This is a genomic window from Providencia hangzhouensis (assembly GCF_029193595.2).
GTDB classification, from domain to species: domain Bacteria; phylum Pseudomonadota; class Gammaproteobacteria; order Enterobacterales; family Enterobacteriaceae; genus Providencia; species Providencia hangzhouensis.
Genome location: NZ_CP135052.1, coordinates 2227416 through 2245098, shown reverse-complemented (window position 1 = coordinate 2245098; position 17683 = coordinate 2227416). Strand labels below are relative to the sequence as shown.

The 17683-nt window shown below is 39.0% G+C and carries 15 protein-coding genes; 4 read left to right on the top strand and 11 right to left on the bottom strand.

What is annotated here, in order from left to right; translation table 11 throughout:
* Window positions 1-107: 107 nt before the first annotated feature.
* A complete protein-coding gene (gene dsbB, locus PZ638_RS10080; protein ID WP_004254030.1) occupies window positions 108-623 on the top strand; it encodes a disulfide bond formation protein DsbB in 516 nt (171 codons plus the stop codon).
* 58 nt (window positions 624-681) lie between these two features.
* Here the strand turns inward: dsbB and PZ638_RS10075 are convergent, their stop codons facing one another.
* From PZ638_RS10075 to PZ638_RS10060, 4 genes are all read right to left on the bottom strand, one after another.
* Window positions 682-2964 carry an FdhF/YdeP family oxidoreductase gene (locus PZ638_RS10075; protein ID WP_144141470.1) on the bottom strand — a complete coding sequence of 761 codons (2283 nt, stop codon included), beginning with the start codon at window positions 2962-2964 and terminating at the stop codon, window positions 682-684.
* 281 nt (window positions 2965-3245) lie between these two features.
* Window positions 3246-3545: a DUF333 domain-containing protein gene (locus PZ638_RS10070; protein WP_004254028.1), complete on the bottom strand. Its 300-nt coding sequence runs from the start codon at window positions 3543-3545 to the stop codon at window positions 3246-3248.
* Window positions 3546-3591: 46 nt separating this feature from the next.
* Window positions 3592-3924 carry a DMT family transporter gene (locus PZ638_RS10065; RefSeq protein ID WP_004254027.1) on the bottom strand — a complete coding sequence of 111 codons (333 nt, stop codon included), beginning with the start codon at window positions 3922-3924 and terminating at the stop codon, window positions 3592-3594.
* Window positions 3925-4050: 126 nt separating this feature from the next.
* Window positions 4051-5250, bottom strand: a complete 1200-nt coding sequence (locus PZ638_RS10060) for a sugar transporter (protein WP_094960511.1) — start codon at window positions 5248-5250, stop codon at window positions 4051-4053.
* Window positions 5251-5621: 371 nt separating this feature from the next.
* Between PZ638_RS10060 and PZ638_RS10055 the strand changes: the two genes are divergently transcribed.
* Window positions 5622-5843, top strand: coding sequence for a DUF2594 family protein (locus PZ638_RS10055; RefSeq protein ID WP_004253922.1), 222 nt, complete (start codon window positions 5622-5624; stop codon window positions 5841-5843).
* 176 nt (window positions 5844-6019) lie between these two features.
* Here PZ638_RS10055 and PZ638_RS10050 read toward each other — a convergent pair whose 3' ends face one another.
* The 7 genes from PZ638_RS10050 to PZ638_RS10020 form a co-directional block, all read right to left on the bottom strand.
* Complete coding sequence (locus PZ638_RS10050; protein ID WP_004253921.1) at window positions 6020-6298, bottom strand: hypothetical protein; 279 nt, start codon at window positions 6296-6298, stop codon at window positions 6020-6022.
* 200 nt (window positions 6299-6498) lie between these two features.
* Window positions 6499-7881: an alanine/glycine:cation symporter family protein gene (locus PZ638_RS10045; protein ID WP_094960510.1), complete on the bottom strand. Its 1383-nt coding sequence runs from the start codon at window positions 7879-7881 to the stop codon at window positions 6499-6501.
* 345 nt (window positions 7882-8226) lie between these two features.
* Window positions 8227-9108: a protease HtpX gene (gene htpX / locus PZ638_RS10040; protein ID WP_004253918.1), complete on the bottom strand. Its 882-nt coding sequence runs from the start codon at window positions 9106-9108 to the stop codon at window positions 8227-8229.
* A gap of 417 nt (window positions 9109-9525) precedes the next feature.
* Entirely contained in the window at window positions 9526-10257 is a 732-nt protein-coding gene (locus tag PZ638_RS10035; protein ID WP_180311934.1) for a cell envelope biogenesis protein TolA, read from the bottom strand.
* 286 nt (window positions 10258-10543) lie between these two features.
* The gene (gene prc, locus PZ638_RS10030; protein WP_004253916.1) at window positions 10544-12586 is read right to left on the bottom strand and encodes a carboxy terminal-processing peptidase; all 2043 of its coding nucleotides are present in this window, start codon (window positions 12584-12586) and stop codon (window positions 10544-10546) included.
* Window positions 12587-12605: 19 nt separating this feature from the next.
* The gene (proQ, locus tag PZ638_RS10025) at window positions 12606-13295 is read right to left on the bottom strand and encodes an RNA chaperone ProQ (RefSeq protein ID WP_036957687.1); all 690 of its coding nucleotides are present in this window, start codon (window positions 13293-13295) and stop codon (window positions 12606-12608) included.
* Window positions 13296-13405: 110 nt separating this feature from the next.
* Window positions 13406-13888, bottom strand: a complete 483-nt coding sequence (locus PZ638_RS10020) for a GAF domain-containing protein (protein ID WP_004253911.1) — start codon at window positions 13886-13888, stop codon at window positions 13406-13408.
* A gap of 132 nt (window positions 13889-14020) precedes the next feature.
* On the opposite strand from PZ638_RS10020, the gene yebS reads away from it, so the two are divergent.
* Both yebS and PZ638_RS10010 read left to right on the top strand, forming a co-directional pair.
* Entirely contained in the window at window positions 14021-15247 is a 1227-nt protein-coding gene (gene yebS / locus PZ638_RS10015) for a membrane integrity lipid transport subunit YebS (RefSeq protein WP_094960507.1), read from the top strand.
* On the top strand, window positions 15222-17561 hold the full coding sequence (locus PZ638_RS10010; protein ID WP_004253906.1) for a PqiB family protein: 2340 nt from the start codon (window positions 15222-15224) through the stop codon (window positions 17559-17561). The genes yebS and PZ638_RS10010 overlap by 26 nt, the downstream gene beginning before the upstream one ends.
* Window positions 17562-17683 lie beyond the last annotated feature (122 nt).

Sequence of the window (17683 nt, the reverse complement as noted above, 5' to 3'; positions counted from 1 at the left end):
AATGTTAGGTAAAGCCTTATCTGAAATTGCATTATTTCACTTTAATTGCTTTTTTTATCGAGCTGATAGAGGCAAAATGTGCGCATTACTCAATTAGGATACTAAGTATGTTCAGATTTTTTAACTACTGCTCGCAAGGAAGAGGCGCCTGGCTACTCATGGCCTTTATTGCCTTTATGCTCGAGTGTGCGGCCTTATATTTTCAACATGTGATGAAGCTACAACCCTGTGTTATGTGTGTCTATGAACGTGTTGCATTACTTGGCATTATGGTTGCTGGCTTAATTGGGGCAATAGCACCACGGAATATGGTAATACGCTGGGTAGCAATTCTTATTTGGGTTTACTCTGCTTGGCGTGGCTTAGACCTTGCATGGGAACATACCATGCTACAACTTTATCCTTCTCCATTTGCTTCTTGCGATTTTTTCGTTAATTTCCCTGATTGGTTACCATTACAAGAGTGGGTCCCTGCAGTGTTTGAAGCAACAGGTGACTGTGCCGTTAGGCAATGGGCATTCTTAGGGCTTGATATGCCACAATGGTTAATTGGTATCTTCGCGGCTTATCTCTTAGTTGCAATCATTGTTATCATCAGCCAATTCTTCCCAGCCAAAAAATAATCTTTAAAACCCCAAATGTTAAATTCAACATTTGGGGTTCCTAAACAATAACATCTATCTATTGAATGACTCTCTCTAATTTCACAGGGATATTTTTATACGCAGGAATACCACATTGCGGGTCGAAATTATCTAATGAAATTAAATTATTGGCTTCAGGGAAATAAGTGGCAATACTTCGGTCTGCCATATCATAGATCACCACAGTGAGGTTATCTAAACGGCGTTTTGTCGGTTTTTGTTCACGGTCTAATGCGATGAGATTCACTTTATCTCCCGCCTGTAACTTCTGTTTTTGGGCTTCTGCACCACTGATGAAAACAACATCTCGTTGCCCAAACACACCACGGTATCGGTCATTTAGCCCATAAATTGTAGTATTATACTGGTCATGGCTGCGTAATGTTGCCAAAATCAATTCACTGTTTACTGCTGAATTTGGGTCTTCAATAACGCCTTCTGTCGGTACAAAATTAGCTTTACCTGATTGAGTTAACCAACGACGCTCAGAAGCAGCGTTTGTCAGGTGAAATCCTCCCGGTATTTTAATACGTGCATTGTAATCATCAAAGCCAGGTAATACCGCCTCCATTGCATCACGGATCAAGTCATAGTTACCGATAAAATCATCCCATTCGACTTTACTCTGAGGTATTGCCGCTTTAGCTATTCCTGCTATTATCGCACACTCAGATTTAAGGTAAGGGCTACATGGTTTAAGTAAACCTTTTGATGCGTGAACCATCGACATTGAGTCTTCTACAGTAACACATTGCACACCACTGCTTTGTCTGTCTATTTCACTGCGACCCAATACGGGTAATAAGAATGTTTGCTTAGCTGTTAATAAATGGGAGCGATTTAGTTTAGTTGCAGTATGAACCGCTAAATCAAGCTTTTTCATACCAGCAAAACAAGCGTCTTTATCAGGCATTGCAACCGCTAAATTTCCTCCCATGCAAATTAAAGCATTCGCTTTTCCTTCAGAAATGGCTTGCATGCTCGCGACTGCAGCATGACCGAATTCGCTTGGTGGCTTAAAACCAAATCGTTGTTCAATTTTGTCTAAAAAGCTTTTTGACGGTTTTTCTGTAATGCCAACGGTTCTATCACCTTGCACATTCGAGTGGCCACGCAATGGGCAGATACCCGCACCTTCCCGACCAATATTGCCCTTAAGTAGCAGCAAATTGACTAATTGCTGAACATTCTGCGTACCATGTTCGTGCTGAGTGATCCCCATGCCATAACAAATAATGGTGCTTTTTGCTTCAATATAAAGGTCTGCAATCTCTTCGATAGACTCGCGTGGCAAGCCAGAAACCCTTAAAATATCCTTCCAACTTGTTGTCAGTAAGTCATTTTTTAAAGCTTCATAACCCTGTGTATGAGTTGATATGAATTCAGTATCGAGAATAGGCTCTTTTCCTTCATCTACTGCGGCTTGGTGCTTTTCAATCAATAACTTCATAACCCCTTTAAGTAACGCAGTGTCTCCACCAACACGAACTTTATAATAGTGCCCCGCTAAAGGTGTAGATTCTAGCGTTAGCATTTCTAACACGTCTTGTGGATAGGTAAAGCGCTCAAGACCACGCTCTCTTAAAGGGTTTATTGCAATGATCTTTGCGCCGCGTTTAGAAACTTCACGCAATGAGCTCAACATCCTCGGGTGGTTAGTCCCAGGGTTATGACCTATACAAATCACTAAATCTGCTTTATCAAAGTCGTCTAATAATACCGTCGCCTTACCGACACCAATAGAGTTAGCAAGACCAACACTCGTTGGCTCATGGCACATATTTGAACAGTCTGGAAAATTATTTGTTCCATATTCACGAGCCAGTAATTGATATAAAAATGCGGCTTCATTTGAAGTCCGGCCGGAGGTATAAAATTCAACGGTATTTGGGTCTGAATAACTTTGTAAACGCGTACCTATTTGTTGAAAGGCTTCTTCCCATTCGATAGGTTCATATTTATCTGTTTGTGAATTATATTTCATGGGGTGAGTTAAACGCCCTTCATCTTCTAAATGAAAGTCATCCCATTCGAGTAATTCTGTTACAGTATATTTAGAAAAAAATTCCGGGGTTGTTTTTTTAGATGTTGCTTCCCAAGCAATTGCTTTTGCGCCATTTTCACAAATATCAAATGATGCTGTATGGACAGGGTCAGGCCACGCACAGCCAGGGCAATCAAAGCCATCCACCTTATTCATTTCAAACATTGCAATGATATCGTGTCCTACTTTCATTTGGCCACGTAAAGCTTCTGCAACTGCTTTTACAGCCCCCCAACCCGCAGCGGGGCCATCATACTCTTCAATTTTCTTTTTCATTAGGCATTACTCTTTAATAAATGGAAATGTCTTTATATATGCTTTTATAATTATTTAAACTTTTCTTTATTATTTAATATTAGTAACTTCGCCGTTAAATATCAATAATTAAAATAAACACTTAAATAGATGTTCATAATTAGATGATTTATAAATGAGCAATTAGAATATAATTAAAAAAAGAAATGATGAATATTAATTTAACATTCAGTTATAATAAATGCATGAAGTTAATTAACTTTCCATTAAAAGAAAATTAATTAACTTCATAAAAAGAAGAGTTATATACAAGAGCCAGATTGTATAATGTCAACAGCACAACGTTTACCATTCGCAAATTGGCATACTGCAGTTTGTGACCCATTTAATTCTAATGTGAGTGCGGGCAACCCACCCGCTGACATACAAGCTTCTTGTGCACCGGGGCCTAAATTGACCACTTGTTGAGCATACTGACTCGCAGAATGTTCCACCGATTTATCCACATTTGAACTACCACACGCAGATAACATAACAGATATAACGCCAATAAGTGACATTGCTATTATTGGCTGAAAAAAATGATTAACCCTATGCCTCATTCCCTGCTTCTCCTATCATGCTACCTGAACATTTTGCACCAACTGTTTAGTGCCCGCCGCTTTTTGAAAATAAATTGATGACTAAAACACCAATAATAATTAATAGCATACCAATAATTGCAGGTAAATCGAGTTTTTGGTTGTAAATATAAATTGCAGCGACGGAAACCAACACGATCCCTAAACCTGACCAAATTGCATAAGCAATACCCAATGGCATTGTTTTTACTACCTGCGAAAGCCCCCAAAAAGAGACAGCATAGCCAACAATAACAATCAAAGACGGCCAAAAACGACTAAAACCATCAGATGCTTTCAATGTTGTCGTCGCAATGACTTCTGCAATAATAGACATCAACAAAAAACCCAAACCCTTCATCGCCTTTCCTTATTATTAGAATTAGTAATAATGAAACTTATTATTTTCCTATATACAACAAAAAAGCTCTGTCTATCCTGAAAATAACCCAGAGCTTTTATATCTTCTTCATGGTGCTAAGACGAGTTAATGATTTGAAGCTACGTCTATTCTATCAGTAAGAGATTCTCTATAGCGCTTGAATAGATAAACACATAAAGCAAAGGCTATCAGACCGATCGCACCACCAATATAACCAATTTGAGTCATCCCCAAATGAACAATAACTTGGTTACCTAACAGCGCACCAGCGCCAATACCAATATTAAAAATTCCAGAGAAAATTGACATTGCCAAGTCAGTAGCATCTGGAGATAAATCAATCACCTTAACTTGCATCCCTAAGCCAATGCACATCATCGCCATTCCCCAGAACACTGATAACATAACCAAAGACCAAACATCTCTACCTAATGGCATCAGCAATAATAAACAAATCGTCATAAATGCGATTGCTGCAGGTAAAAATGATAATGAAAACTTGCTGCTGTAACGACTAAATATTACGCTTCCGAAAATACCGGCACCACCAAAAATCAGTAGTAGTAAAGTAGCAAAATTTTGGCTTTGCAATGCAACCTCTCGAACAAAAGGTTCAATATAGCTGTAAGCTGTAAAATGTGCGGTAACAGCTAAAACAGTTAATGCGAACATTCCTACGAGTGCAGGCCGTTGGAATAGCATAGGAACACTTTTTAACGAACCAGAATGTTCACTTGGTAAACGAGGTAAAAAACGGATCAACACAACCATAGTAAATAATGCAATGATACCAATACCTAAAAACGTCGCCCGCCAGCCTAAAAACTGCCCAACCACTCGACCAAGGGGAAGCCCTAATACTGTCGCTAAAGCGGTCCCCGTTGCTAATAACCCAAGAGCTTGGGCTTTTTTACCTGCAGGAGCAACCCGAATAGCTAAAGATGCAGTAATTGACCAAAATACCGCATGGGATAATGCAACGCCAATACGCCCTGCTATTAGAATATCAAAACTCCACGCAAACCCTGAAATAATGTGGCTAATAACAAAAATAACGAATAAAAAAGCTAATAATTTGCGACGCTCTATTTTACTGGTTAATAGCATTAAAGGTAACGACATCAAAGCCACAACCCACGCGTAGATTGTTATCATCAATCCAGTATGTGCGACCGTCATATCAAAGCTTTTTGCAATATCACTGAGTAATGCTACAGGCACAAACTCTGTTGTGTTAAAAACAAATGCAGCGACCGCTAATGCTATTACACGGATCCAAGCTGTTTTTCTAGAAACTTGCGTCATATTTCTCTTAGCCTTTACTTTCCCACAAATAACATACACAACGGTTTAATTGTGCGTAAAAATTGCTGCGAAAGGATATTGGTATTTCATACAGGATTGAGTTGTCACTAAGCAAGCTAGGTTGCTAATAACTCTTTTTATGTGAATTGTATCACATTTTTTCATTACTCATAAAGGCTCCTCTTTGCCTAATTGGCAAGAACAATATCATGTCTGCTTATTTTTATTCTCTCGACTATTCTGTTTCATTATTCGTTCAAATTTAAGTCATTTATCTGAATATTTATTACATTCAGTTATCTGAAAATACATCGCATTACTTTCTATGCTACAATCTCACTATTATTTTTTATGCTTAAAGGACCGCTTTAATGAAAAACCATTTTCCTACTGAACCTAACGTTAATACCTTAGCAGATGAAGTTACTTGCCTAAAAAACTTATTAACGCATATGCTAAAAGCTATCGGCCAAGCTGATGCAGGTAAGATTTTGGTCAAGATGCAACGTGAAGTTGCACAAATGGAAGACGAAAAACAGGCAGAAACCTATAAAAATACGTTAGAACAGATAAAAACAGCGTATCGCCAATAGATTATTTAGCGATAAATGCTATTTTAAGGATATACATGCTATAAAGTGGTTTAAACTGCACAAATAACTAAGTTTTAATCATGAAAATCATCTATCTTTGTTCATGAATTAAACCATTCTTTATTCATTTAGCTCCCCCTTCAGAACCCTATGAAGGGGGCTTTTTTTTCTAAAACTTATGTATTATTCCGTTTATAAATATCTTGGCAATGCTGAATATATTCATCGACTGTTGTATCGTCGGTTTGCTTATCCCAACTTTTCTGTTCTTCAAAAGCCCACACTTCAAACGTTTGCCCAAAGTTAGCGCCTGACATACCAACTTGCTTATAAATCCGATGGTAAAAACCTTGCTCAGAACGGTAGATCTCAAATTTAAACGGAACTAACCTAGCGGGATTTGTCGTTGTCAAAAAATCATTACCAAACAATAACGTTTTCTCCAGAATATCCATTCTATCCCCTTGTTTAATTTATAAAATACGCATGGTTTACAACTTCTCTTCTAAGCATAGCGCATTTAACGCCATCCCGTAATTTTACCTATAAAAATAGATGATTTATATATTACCTATCGATAGGCTTGATGAATGAGAGGAGAGATATTAATGAAATAATAAGCTTCACTATTAAAATGAAGCTTATTATCAATAGATTATGATTTATTGTCGTACAACTGTTTTGCCATATCAATGCTGTCTGCGTTCACATCTTTTATATGGTCACGTGTTAACCGATAAACAACAGGGCTTAAAAGTAACAAGGCAATCAAATTAGGGATCGCCATCATGGCATTTAGTGTATCTGCCAACAACCAAACAAAATCAAGTGATTGTGTTGCGCCGATAGGTAAAGCAATCAGCCATAAAACTCTGTACGGCTTTATTGCTCGCAACCCAAATAAATATTGCACACATTTTTCGCCATAAAAGCTCCAACCCAGAATAGTGGTAAATGCAAACACGGCTAATGCGATAGCAACAATATAATTTCCACCGGGAATTGCCGTTTGGAATGATGATGCGGTTAATGTCGCGCCTGTTTCACTGGTCAGCCAACCACCAGTAATAATGATAGTTAACCCTGTGACAGAGCACACAATGATAGTGTCAATAAATGTCCCTAACATCGCAATGAGTCCTTGGCGAATAGGGTTTTGTGTTTTTGCAGCGGCATGAGCGATAGGCGCACTCCCCAAACCTGCTTCATTGGAAAATACGCCTCGTGCAACCCCAAAGCGTATTGCAGCCCATACAGCAGCCCCCGCAAACCCACCTTGAGCAGCAACAGGGTTAAAAGCCGAGGTAACAACCAGAGAAAGTGCCGCAGGGATCTCAGTAAAATAAATACCAAGCACAATGACCCCCGCGCCAAAATAGGCAACAGTCATAAATGGGACAAGTTTTCCTGCAACATCAGAAATACGTCGCAGCCCACCAATCAATACCGCACCAACTAATAAAACTAAAGCCCCTGCGGTCAACCATTTATGCACGCCAAAGTTACTTTCTAGCACATCTGCCACTGAGTTCGCTTGTACCGTATTGCCGATACCAAAACTGGCACATGCACCGAAAAAGGCAAACAGTGTTCCCAGCCAAATCCATTTAGGGCCTAATCCATTTTTAATGTAGTACATTGGGCCACCAATATATTGGCCATATTTATCGACTTCACGAAAACGAACAGCTAACACCGCCTCAGAATATTTTGTTGCCATTCCTACCAATGCCGTCATCCACATCCAGAATAACGCTCCCGGCCCTCCCATGACCACTGCGGTTGCAACTCCGGCAATATTCCCTGTACCAATCGTTGCCGATAACGCTGTCATTAATGCATTAAAAGGCGATATTTGTCCCTCACCCCGTGATTCATTCTTTTGAAACAATAACTTAAAACCTGTCCCAATTTTTCTTATCGGTAAAAATGCAAGCCGGATTTGCATATAAATACCAACGCCTAAGATCCCAACCAGCATTGGTACTCCCCAAACCACTCCATTTAGTTCACTTAACCACGTAGTTATCAAATCCATCCCACCCCCAATTAATTCATATTAATTAACAAAACAATCGAATTCATAACAATTCCTTATCAATCTAATAAAGATTAAAAGTAAAATAAAAGCGAACAAATTTTCAGTAATTCATCATTTAAAATAGAAGATTGTGAGTAAGCTCACTTGTGATTTATCGATTACAGTTATTAATACAATTTATTGCGAGTCAGAATTAGAATTGAGTTTGTAGCTATGAATGGGTATTTTGAGGGAGCATATTTACCATATTGTATAGATAAAAAATGCCCAGTAATTAAATTATTACTGGGCAGATACTAAAATCGTTGTCTATTTAAAGCTAACTTTAGACTATTATTTAGGCTATTTTAAATATTCACCTGAGCGCAATGCTTCAATACGTTTGTCTAATGGTGGGTGTGATAAAAATAATTCACTGAATGCTTTACCACGACCATTGATGCAAAACGCCATCAAACGGCCTTCTTCTTGTGGCTCATAGCTCGTTTTCAACCGTTGCAATGCAGCTATCATCTTTTCACGGCCGACTAATTTTGCAGAACCCGCGTCCGCATGGAACTCACGATAACGAGAGAACCACATAGTAATGATGCTTGCCAAAATACCGAAGACGATTTCAAGTACCATGGAAACCGCAAAATAAACCATTGGGTTACCATTACTACTTTCACTTTCGTTATCACTGTTGGACATAAAGCCTGCCGCAACCTGTGCGATAATACGTGAAATAAAGATGACGAACGTGTTCACCACACCTTGTAATAAGGTCATCGTCACCATGTCACCATTCGCGATGTGGCTAATTTCATGAGCGATAACAGCTTCAGCCTCATCACGGCTCATATTCTCTAATAGCCCAGTACTTACTGCAACAAGCGAAGCATCACGGCGAGCCCCTGTTGCAAACGCGTTAATATCTGGAGCATGATAAATAGCCACTTGTGGCATCTGAATTCCAACTTGTTTTGCTTGACGCTCAACAGTTGATACTAACCACTGTTCTGTTTGGTTACGTGGAGTTTCAATAACCTCACCACCCACTGATTTTAGAGCCATCCATTTGGACATCAGTAGTGATATGAAAGCACCACCAAAACCAAATAGGCCAGCCATGATCATGAGGCCTTGGACACTACTACCTCTGATCCCAGTTAAGCTTAGGATTATCCCAAACACAAACATAACCGCTAAGTTTGTGAGTAAGAATAAAGCAATTCTCATCATTTTTTATGTATTCCTTGGTAAAAACAAATATACGTAGAATTTACTTTATAAATAAGGTTTTTTCACACTTTTTCAAGTGCATTAACGCGAAAACCCTAAAAAATAACATAACTTTACATAGCTGCGTTCAAAACTCATCATTATGCTCTAAATAAATGATAACTTCTTTAGTAAGAATTTAACCATTTGTTTTTAAAGGCTCATTTTGTAACCATTTAAATTCAAAGCTATTTGTAATTGAAACGATAAAGCTAGTTAGCCAATCACCAAAAAAAATTTAGTGTATTTATCTATATTATCACTCACATTGTTTGCCAAATGAATGAATATTTACTTTTACTTCCACTCTATTAAAAAATAATGCCACATTAAGTGGCACTATTCTGTTCTATCGCTGTCTGTTGTTTAGTTCTCGCGCTAATTAGTTTTCTCTTTAGTCGATTTTGTTGATTTCTCTTTTGCTGTCTTAGCTGTTTCTTTATCTTTGGCTTTAGACGCTTTTTCTTTTACCGCTTTTGCTGATTCTTTATCTGCCGCTTTGCTAGCTTTCTCTTTCACTGCTTTTGCTGGCTCTTTATCTGTCGTTTTGCTAGCTTTCTCTTTCACTGCTTTTGCTGGCTCTTTATCTGCCGTTTTGCTAGCTTTTTCTTTCACCGCTTTTACTGATTCTTTATCTGTCGCTTTGCTAGCTTTTTCTTTCACCGCTTTTGCTGATTCTTTATCTGTCGTTTTAGCGGCTTTTTCTTTTACTATCTTAGCTGTATCTGATGCTTTATCACTGGCTTTGCTTGCTTTATCAGAGGCTGTTTTACTGGCTTTGCTTGCTTTATCAGAGGCTGTTTTACTGGCTTTATCACTCGTGCTCTTTATTGAGTCAGAAACCGATGGTTTACTTGATTGTTTAGCAACACCTGCACCAATCGAAGCACCAGCCGCTTTCGCTTTGCTGTTAATATCATTTTTTAATTCTATGGTACACACTTGCTCTGAGCGACTTGTTGAACCATCATTACAAATAAATTTACCATCTTCACAGCGATCTATTCCCCCTTTACTTCCAGAACATGGGTAATTTCTTGCATTCGCTGTATTAATAGATGCAATCATCATTACACTAACTGCCATTAATCCTACAAATAATTTACGCATGGTATTGTCTCGTTGTTAAGGAAAGCTATACCAAAAGTTTAGGATAAATTAAGTAAAGGTAAAGAAACCTATAATTAATCATCAATTTCAGTCAGTCGTTTTGGAAAATAAAATAAATAAAGAATAAAACTGCACTAATTTAATAGCTACTGACTAAAAACACCAAAATTAACAATAAATTAACATTTGATTTTCTATTTTCTAAGCGGATTAAGATAGCGTTAAAGAAACTCAAAAAATTAAGCCAGCTTTCGCTGGCTTAATTCCGTTAAACACTAAGAGAATATTATTTATTATTTGATAATAGCTTAGTATGTTGATTAGCTAAGTCGATCGCCATTTTCACCGTTTCATCGAGGTATGGGTCTGGCCCCTCGTAATCTTTAGGCAAATCATCAATTGATTTCAATAGTGGTTTACCTTCCCGAGTATTACGTTCATTTATACGTTTCAATTTTGTCGCTTCAAGTTCTGAATCTTCTTTTTGGCGCTCTGCATAGTTGAGCGAAATAAGATTCTTACTCTCTTTGTTTACTTTATAGCGAGCAATATCTTCATCAATATAGTTGAATTCAGGGTCTTTGCTAATACGTGCCAAATGCTGAGTTTTTATTGGTGATAAATCAGAAGACACATTACCAACAGGTGTATATTTTGCCGGTGGAATACTATCCCATGGTAATGCATTGTCCTCAAAGCTTTCTCCAGTTTCAGCTGGGTCTTGGCCTGTAGGCATTATCACATCAGGGGTTACACCTTCACGTTGTGTGCTACCACCATTAACTCGGTAAAACTTCTGAATGGTATATTGGACAGAACCTAATGAAGGCCATTCTGGTTTTAGCATTTGATCGTAAACACGGCTCAAACTACGGTGCTGCTGAACAGTTCCTTTACCAAAGGTCGGTTCCCCAACAATCATCGCTCTGCCATAATCTTGCATTGCTGCAGCAAAAATCTCAGATGCGGATGCACTAAAGCGGTCGACTAAAACAACAAGAGGCCCCTTATAATAAATAACATCGTCATCATCAATATCTTGGCGAACTTGACCGTTATTATCACGAACTTGAACAATTGGCCCTTTCGGAATAAACAAACCTGATAAAGAGACCGCTTCGGTTAATGCTCCACCACCATTACCGCGTAAATCAATAACCAATGCGGAAACATTATCTTTAGCCAAGTTTTGCAATTGAGTTTTAACATCATTGGTTAAACCAACATAAAAACCAGGAATATCTAAAACAGCAACTTTATCTTTACCTTGCTGTTTAATCGTCAGTTTGACTGCTCGGTCTTCCAGTCGGATCTGCTCCCGAACTATGGTGACAATATGAGGTTTCGCCCCTTTAGTATCAGAAACGACTTCTAACCGAACTTTACTTCCTTTCGGGCCTTTAATTAAAGCAACCACATCATCAAGGCGCCAGCCAACCACATCAACAATAGGTTTACCCGTTTGGCCAACACCGATAATTTTATCGCCGACTTTTAGCTCTTTACTTTTAGCAGCTGGCCCCCCAGCAACTAATGAGTTAATAACCGTATTTTCGTCATCTTGCTGTAATACCGCACCAATTCCTTCTAATGATAAGCTCATTTCTGAATTAAATTGTTCAGTATTACGAGGCGACAGATAACTTGTGTGTGGATCAATTTCACGAGCGAAAGAGTTAACTATCAATTGAAAAACGTCTTCACTTTGCGCTTGCGTTAAACGCCGCAACGCAAAATTATAGCGTTTTGTCAGTTTCTCTTTGATTTCTTTATCATCTTTACCTGATAGTTTTAAATTCAACCAATCATAACGCACTTTTTGGTCCCATAGACGATCAAGCTCTTGCTTATCTTTAGGCCATGGTGATTTTGAACGGTCAACTTCAATAGAATCAGTCGCATTTAAATCGATGGGTTGCTCTAAACGAGCCAATGCATATTTAAAGCGCTCGAAACGTCTTTCCTGAGACAGGTTATACAGGTCATAGAACGTATCTAATTTGCCATCCTCAAGCCACTGACCCACTTTGCCTTTATCTTTGGCGTATTGGTCAATATCGGATTGAAGTAAAACATTATGACCGAAATCTAACATATTGAGATAACGATCAAATATCTTCCCAGAAAACGCATTGTCTAAATCGAATTGGCGATAATGTGAGCGAGTAAACCGAGAGGTGACCCTTTCACTCACAGTACCGTGCTGTGCACTCTGTTTTAAGACAGGTAACTGAGCCGCAGTGACCGGAGCCACTGCTTGAGTATTAGCTATTGCACTGCCAAAAGTCGCTAGACTTACCACCAATGCAATTTTAAGAAGTTTGTTCATGACCTGATTGACCTCCGTATCAGAACTTTAAATGTTCCGCGCGTACAATCATTGCCAGCCCTGTTGGCAATTGAACCCTAACACCATCTTTCGCAATTTCCAGCACAGAGGCGTCCATCACACTGGTACCGACTTTCACTTTCAAAGTTTGACCAATTTGAAGGGTATTGATATCAGTGACTGATTTCAGATTTTGCTCTGGCGCAGGTGTATTACGACGAGGGGCTTTAGCAGATGTATTTTGCGAGCGTTCTTTATTATCTGACGGACGGCGACGAGGCGTTTTTTCTTTAGCTGCATCTTGATTACGAGGGGTTTTCTCACTCGCTTTTTTCGCTGCTGGACGTTTTTGTGCTTTTTGTTCAGCACGTTGTGCTTGAACGCGAGCTTTAGCCTCGGCTAATTGTTGGCGCGCATGAGCAATATGTTCTGCATCTAATTCACCACAATCTTCACCATTTAAGTCAACGCGTTTAGCGCCCTCTTTAACACCGTAGAGATAACGCCAGCTAGAAGTATACATGCGTAACGCAGAACGCAATTGCGTTTTGCTAATACCATCTTCTTCTTTTAAGCATCCTACGATATCTTGAAAAATTCCGACTTTTAACGGACGTGCTTCGCCTTCAGCGATAAAACAGCGAGGAAAACGCTCTGCTAGAAATGCGATAACTTCTTTACTACTATTCAACTTAGGTTGATTTTCCATGAAATTTCCTGATAACAACGATTTTGCCAACCTCACGGGCATGAACAAGCCGACATTATAATCGTGTTGCTGACAATTGCCACGTTACTATTAATTTAACTGACCATTATTTAGTGATATTTAGGCATAGAACACATTGCCAGATGTTGGCACAACTGGTTTACAAGGTGTTGTAGCCCTTTTTCGTCTTCTTGGTCGAATTGGCTAATATTTGGGCTATCAATATCTAAAACCCCGATAATTTGCCCACTAACTACCAAAGGGAACACAATTTCAGCGTTACTTGCTGCATCACAGGCAATATGACCTGGGAAGGCATGAACATCTTCTATACGCTGAACTTGGTTATTACTAAAAGCTGTACCACAAACGCCTTTACCAAAAGGAATTCGAACACACGCAACTTTACCTTGGAAAGGACCCAGAACTAATTCTTGCCCATTACTGAGATAAAAACCAGCCCAGTTAACCCCTTCTAAATATTCATATAATAATGCACTGGTATTTGCTAAAGTTGCAATTAAATCATACTCACCTGCAAGTAATGCAGAGAGATTGTCCGAAAGTTCAAGATAATACTTCTTTTTATCCATAATTATTTCTTGTAATAATCAAGCAATTAATCGAATGTTTGTAAGCGTAGCCCTAAGGTTACCAATTTGTCACTTTGAGGTAAATTTTTTTACACTAGATTACATCTAGGTAACCACCTAAAATGAGTCAATATGAACTACATTAACCACACTGATTTGCTTTTTCAACGTTGTAATCATTGCAATCAGAAGCTACTAACCCCTCGAGCCAACGTACGACAAGTCGTTGTTTGTCCTCGCTGTTCTAGTCAACTTAATGATGGACGTTCTTGGTCACTCAACCGTTTATCAATACTGGCTATCACATTACTGATGCTTGCTCCCATTGCTTTTTGGCAACCCCTTATTTCTATTCATTTATTAGGAAGCCAAATTAATGCAAATGTCATTGAAGGTATACGCTTAATTAATCAACAAGGGGATCCATTTACTGCCAGTATAGTGGCTTTTTGTGCTATTGCAGCCCCCTTATTATTACCAATTTTAATTTTATTGTTATCTATTGGTCAGCATATCAATTTGAATCTCCGGCCTATTCTTTTAGTGTTAAGCCACATCAAAGAATGGGTTATGTTAGATGTTTACCTAATAGCATTGGGTATTGCCGCCATTAAAATGCAAGATTATGCAAGTGTATTCATTGGGCATGGCTTAGTGGCTTTTATTACTATGTCTATTCTCAGTTTATTAATTCTCATCCACATAAACCTAGATGAGTTATGGCAAAAATTTTATCCCATCAATAATAAAAAAGTACAAGATAACTCGCTAACTTGCACGGCTTGCCATTACACTGGGCCCGCAAATTGGAATGGGAAATGCAAACGATGTCATCGCCCTCTTCATTATCGGGAACCTTATAGCTTACAAAAAACTTGGGCCGCACTAATTGCTGCCATGGTGTTATTGTTTCCTGCTAATTTAATGCCAATCTCTATTTTTTATCTCAATGGACAGCGCTTAGAAGACACCATTTATTCTGGGGTTGTCTCTTTAATTGATTCAGGTAACTGGCCAATCGCAGTTATTGTATTCATCGCCAGTATACTGGTTCCATTTATTAAGATTATTATTATGATATTGCTACTGTTTTCTATCCATTTAAAAAGCAATACTGACCCTATTTTACGTATGAAATTACTTAGGTTTGTTTCGTGGATTGGTCGTTGGTCAATGCTAGATTTATTTGTCATCGCCTTGATGATGACACTCGTTAACCGTGATCAACTCATGTCTTTTACTATGGGGCCAGCCGCACTGTATTTTGGTTCAGCCGTTATTTTAACAATTTTGGCTGTTGAGTGGTTAGATAGCCGTTTAATTTGGGATTCTTATGGAAAATCAAAACCTACAAAATGAACCCTCTGAAGAAATATCAGAAGCCATATTACGCAAACGCAGGCAAATTTCGCCTTTCTGGCTATTGCCTTTAGTCGCTATTTTCATTGCAGGCTGGCTTTTGTTTCAACATTGGGCTGAACGAGGAACGGATATCACTATTGAGTTTACATCCGCACCTGGAGTCGTCGCCAATAGAACGCCTATCCGGTATCAAGGGGTTGAAGTAGGTTTAGTACAATCCGTTGCTATCAGTAAAAATATGAAAACCATCATTGTCACTGCTAGTGTGAATAAAGATATGCGGCCAGCCTTAAATTCAGGGACTAAATTTTGGTTAGTGACCCCCAAAGCATCGTTAGCGGGTGTTTCTGGTCTTGATGCTTTAGTTGGTGGAAATTACATTGGTATGTTACCAAGCACAGGAACAGAACAGTTCTCTTTTGTTGCACAAGACACACCACCGCAGCTAGACATTGATAAAGGTGAATTACTTATTCACCTGACTGCTCCAGATTTAGGCTCACTGAATGAAAACTCGCCTATTTATTACCGGAAAGTCCCTGTTGGTTATATTTCAGACTACACCATTTTGCCTGATAACCAAGGGGTTTCCATTTCTGCCGTTGTCAAAAAACCTTATGTTCACTTGGTCCGTAAAGAGAGCCAGTTTTGGAATGTGTCAGGGCTACAAGGCAGCTTTGACCTTAAATCTGGCGCTAGCGTAAAAATGGAAAGCCTTTCTGCTGTTATAAATGGCGCCATTGCTTTTGATTCACCACAAGACAGCCCACAAGCAGAAGAAGGGCAAAAATTTGTCCTACAAGACAGTAAAAAAATAGCCCAAACCGCAGAACAAGATGGTAAAGACCCCCTGTTGCTAACACTTTGGGCACATGACACTTATGGCGTCGATAAAGGCCAACCTATTGTTTATAAGGGCATTCAAATTGGTGAGGTGTTACAGCGTCACTTAGCAACTGAGAAAGTAAATTTTAATATCCTGATATATGATGAGTTCCAACATCTTGTTCGAGAAGACAGCAAGTTTGTTGCTAATAGCCGAGTGGATATCCAATTAGGTCTTAATGGATTACAATTCCAAGGAGCTACTCCCCAAGAGTGGTTAGATGGTGGTATTCATCTGATAGCAGGACAAAGCCAAGAAAAACTCCCAGAAACTTTTCCTTTATATCGTAGTGATGATAATGCAAAAGCGGGTATTTTAGGGGCTTTACCACCCACAACTATCACTCTCAATACCACAACATTACCAGACATTCAGGCAGGCTCTGTTGTTCTTTATCGCCAATTTGCAGTCGGCAAAATAATTGCCATTAAACCGACCAAGGCTGGGTTTGCGATCAATGTAAATATCTCAAATGAATATCTTCACTTACTCACTGAAAACAGTGTATTTTGGGCTGAAGGTGGTGCAAAAGTTCAACTTAATGGTAATGGTTTAACCGTTCAAGCGGCACCGCTGAGCCGAGCCATTAGCGGTGCAATTAGCTTTGATAACCTGGATGGAGGTGTTGCCAATACTGCTCGCCAACACACACTTTATCCAAATGAAACCTCCGCGAAAGCAATAGGAAGCATCATTACATTAACAACATTTGATGCATCAAAACTCTCAGAAGGCATGCCTATCCGTTATTTGGGCATCAATATTGGCCAAATTGAATCATTAAAATTGTCATCTGATAAACGTGAAGTACAAGCAAAAGCCATTCTATACCCTGAATATGTCAGTGCTTTTACCCGGTTAGGAAGCCGTTTCGCAGTTGTAACACCTGAATTATCCCCTGCGGGTTTAAATAATTTAGATAGCATATTACAACCCTATATTAGTGCAGAGCCAGGACGTAATAATAAAAGCCGTTATCAATTTGAATTACAAGCTGCAAATATTACAGACTCGCGTTATCTAGACGGTTTAACTATTTACCTTGATGCGAGTGATGTCGGCTCCGTTCAAGTTGGCACGCCTATTTTATTCAGAGGCCTAGAAGTCGGTGTTGTTACAGGTCTATATTTGGGAGAGCTTTCCGATCGCGTATATGTTGCCACACGCATTGGCAAGGAATACCAATATCTCATTCGCAATAATACAGAATTTTGGCAATCTTCCGGTTTTAATTTCTCATTTGGTTTAACTGGTGGTGTCGCCAAGAGTGGGACTTTCAAACAATTTGTACGCGGTGGCATTTCCTTCGCAACCCCGCCGTCAGTGCCTTTAGCCCCAAAAGCCAAGCCTGAACAGCATTTCATCCTGAAGTTGGAACCCCCTAAAGATTACATGGACTGGGGAACTTCTATTCCTAAAAAATAACCACTATTAGGGTGCATATTAACCACATATAGCACCCTAACCCTTCATACGTCATAAAAATTATTTTGGAAATTAATTCCATTTATACTATGCTTAATTTCATTGGGCTGTTTATACATAGT

What these genes read in the sequence shown, in the direction of transcription:
- dsbB (WP_004254030.1), top strand. Translation starts at nt 108, where the DNA reads ATGTTCAGATTTTTTAACTACTGCTCGCAAGGAAGAGGCGCCTGGCTA.
- PZ638_RS10075 (WP_144141470.1), bottom strand. Translation starts at nt 2,964, where the DNA reads ATGAAAAAGAAAATTGAAGAGTATGATGGCCCCGCTGCGGGTTGGGGG.
- PZ638_RS10070 (WP_004254028.1), bottom strand. Translation starts at nt 3,545, where the DNA reads ATGAGGCATAGGGTTAATCATTTTTTTCAGCCAATAATAGCAATGTCA.
- PZ638_RS10065 (WP_004254027.1), bottom strand. Translation starts at nt 3,924, where the DNA reads ATGAAGGGTTTGGGTTTTTTGTTGATGTCTATTATTGCAGAAGTCATT.
- PZ638_RS10060 (WP_094960511.1), bottom strand. Translation starts at nt 5,250, where the DNA reads ATGACGCAAGTTTCTAGAAAAACAGCTTGGATCCGTGTAATAGCATTA.
- PZ638_RS10055 (WP_004253922.1), top strand. Translation starts at nt 5,622, where the DNA reads ATGAAAAACCATTTTCCTACTGAACCTAACGTTAATACCTTAGCAGAT.
- PZ638_RS10050 (WP_004253921.1), bottom strand. Translation starts at nt 6,298, where the DNA reads ATGGATATTCTGGAGAAAACGTTATTGTTTGGTAATGATTTTTTGACA.
- PZ638_RS10045 (WP_094960510.1), bottom strand. Translation starts at nt 7,881, where the DNA reads ATGGATTTGATAACTACGTGGTTAAGTGAACTAAATGGAGTGGTTTGG.
- htpX (WP_004253918.1), bottom strand. Translation starts at nt 9,108, where the DNA reads ATGATGAGAATTGCTTTATTCTTACTCACAAACTTAGCGGTTATGTTT.
- PZ638_RS10035 (WP_180311934.1), bottom strand. Translation starts at nt 10,257, where the DNA reads ATGCGTAAATTATTTGTAGGATTAATGGCAGTTAGTGTAATGATGATT.
- prc (WP_004253916.1), bottom strand. Translation starts at nt 12,586, where the DNA reads ATGAACAAACTTCTTAAAATTGCATTGGTGGTAAGTCTAGCGACTTTT.
- proQ (WP_036957687.1), bottom strand. Translation starts at nt 13,295, where the DNA reads ATGGAAAATCAACCTAAGTTGAATAGTAGTAAAGAAGTTATCGCATTT.
- PZ638_RS10020 (WP_004253911.1), bottom strand. Translation starts at nt 13,888, where the DNA reads ATGGATAAAAAGAAGTATTATCTTGAACTTTCGGACAATCTCTCTGCA.
- yebS (WP_094960507.1), top strand. Translation starts at nt 14,021, where the DNA reads ATGAACTACATTAACCACACTGATTTGCTTTTTCAACGTTGTAATCAT.
- PZ638_RS10010 (WP_004253906.1), top strand. Translation starts at nt 15,222, where the DNA reads ATGGAAAATCAAAACCTACAAAATGAACCCTCTGAAGAAATATCAGAA.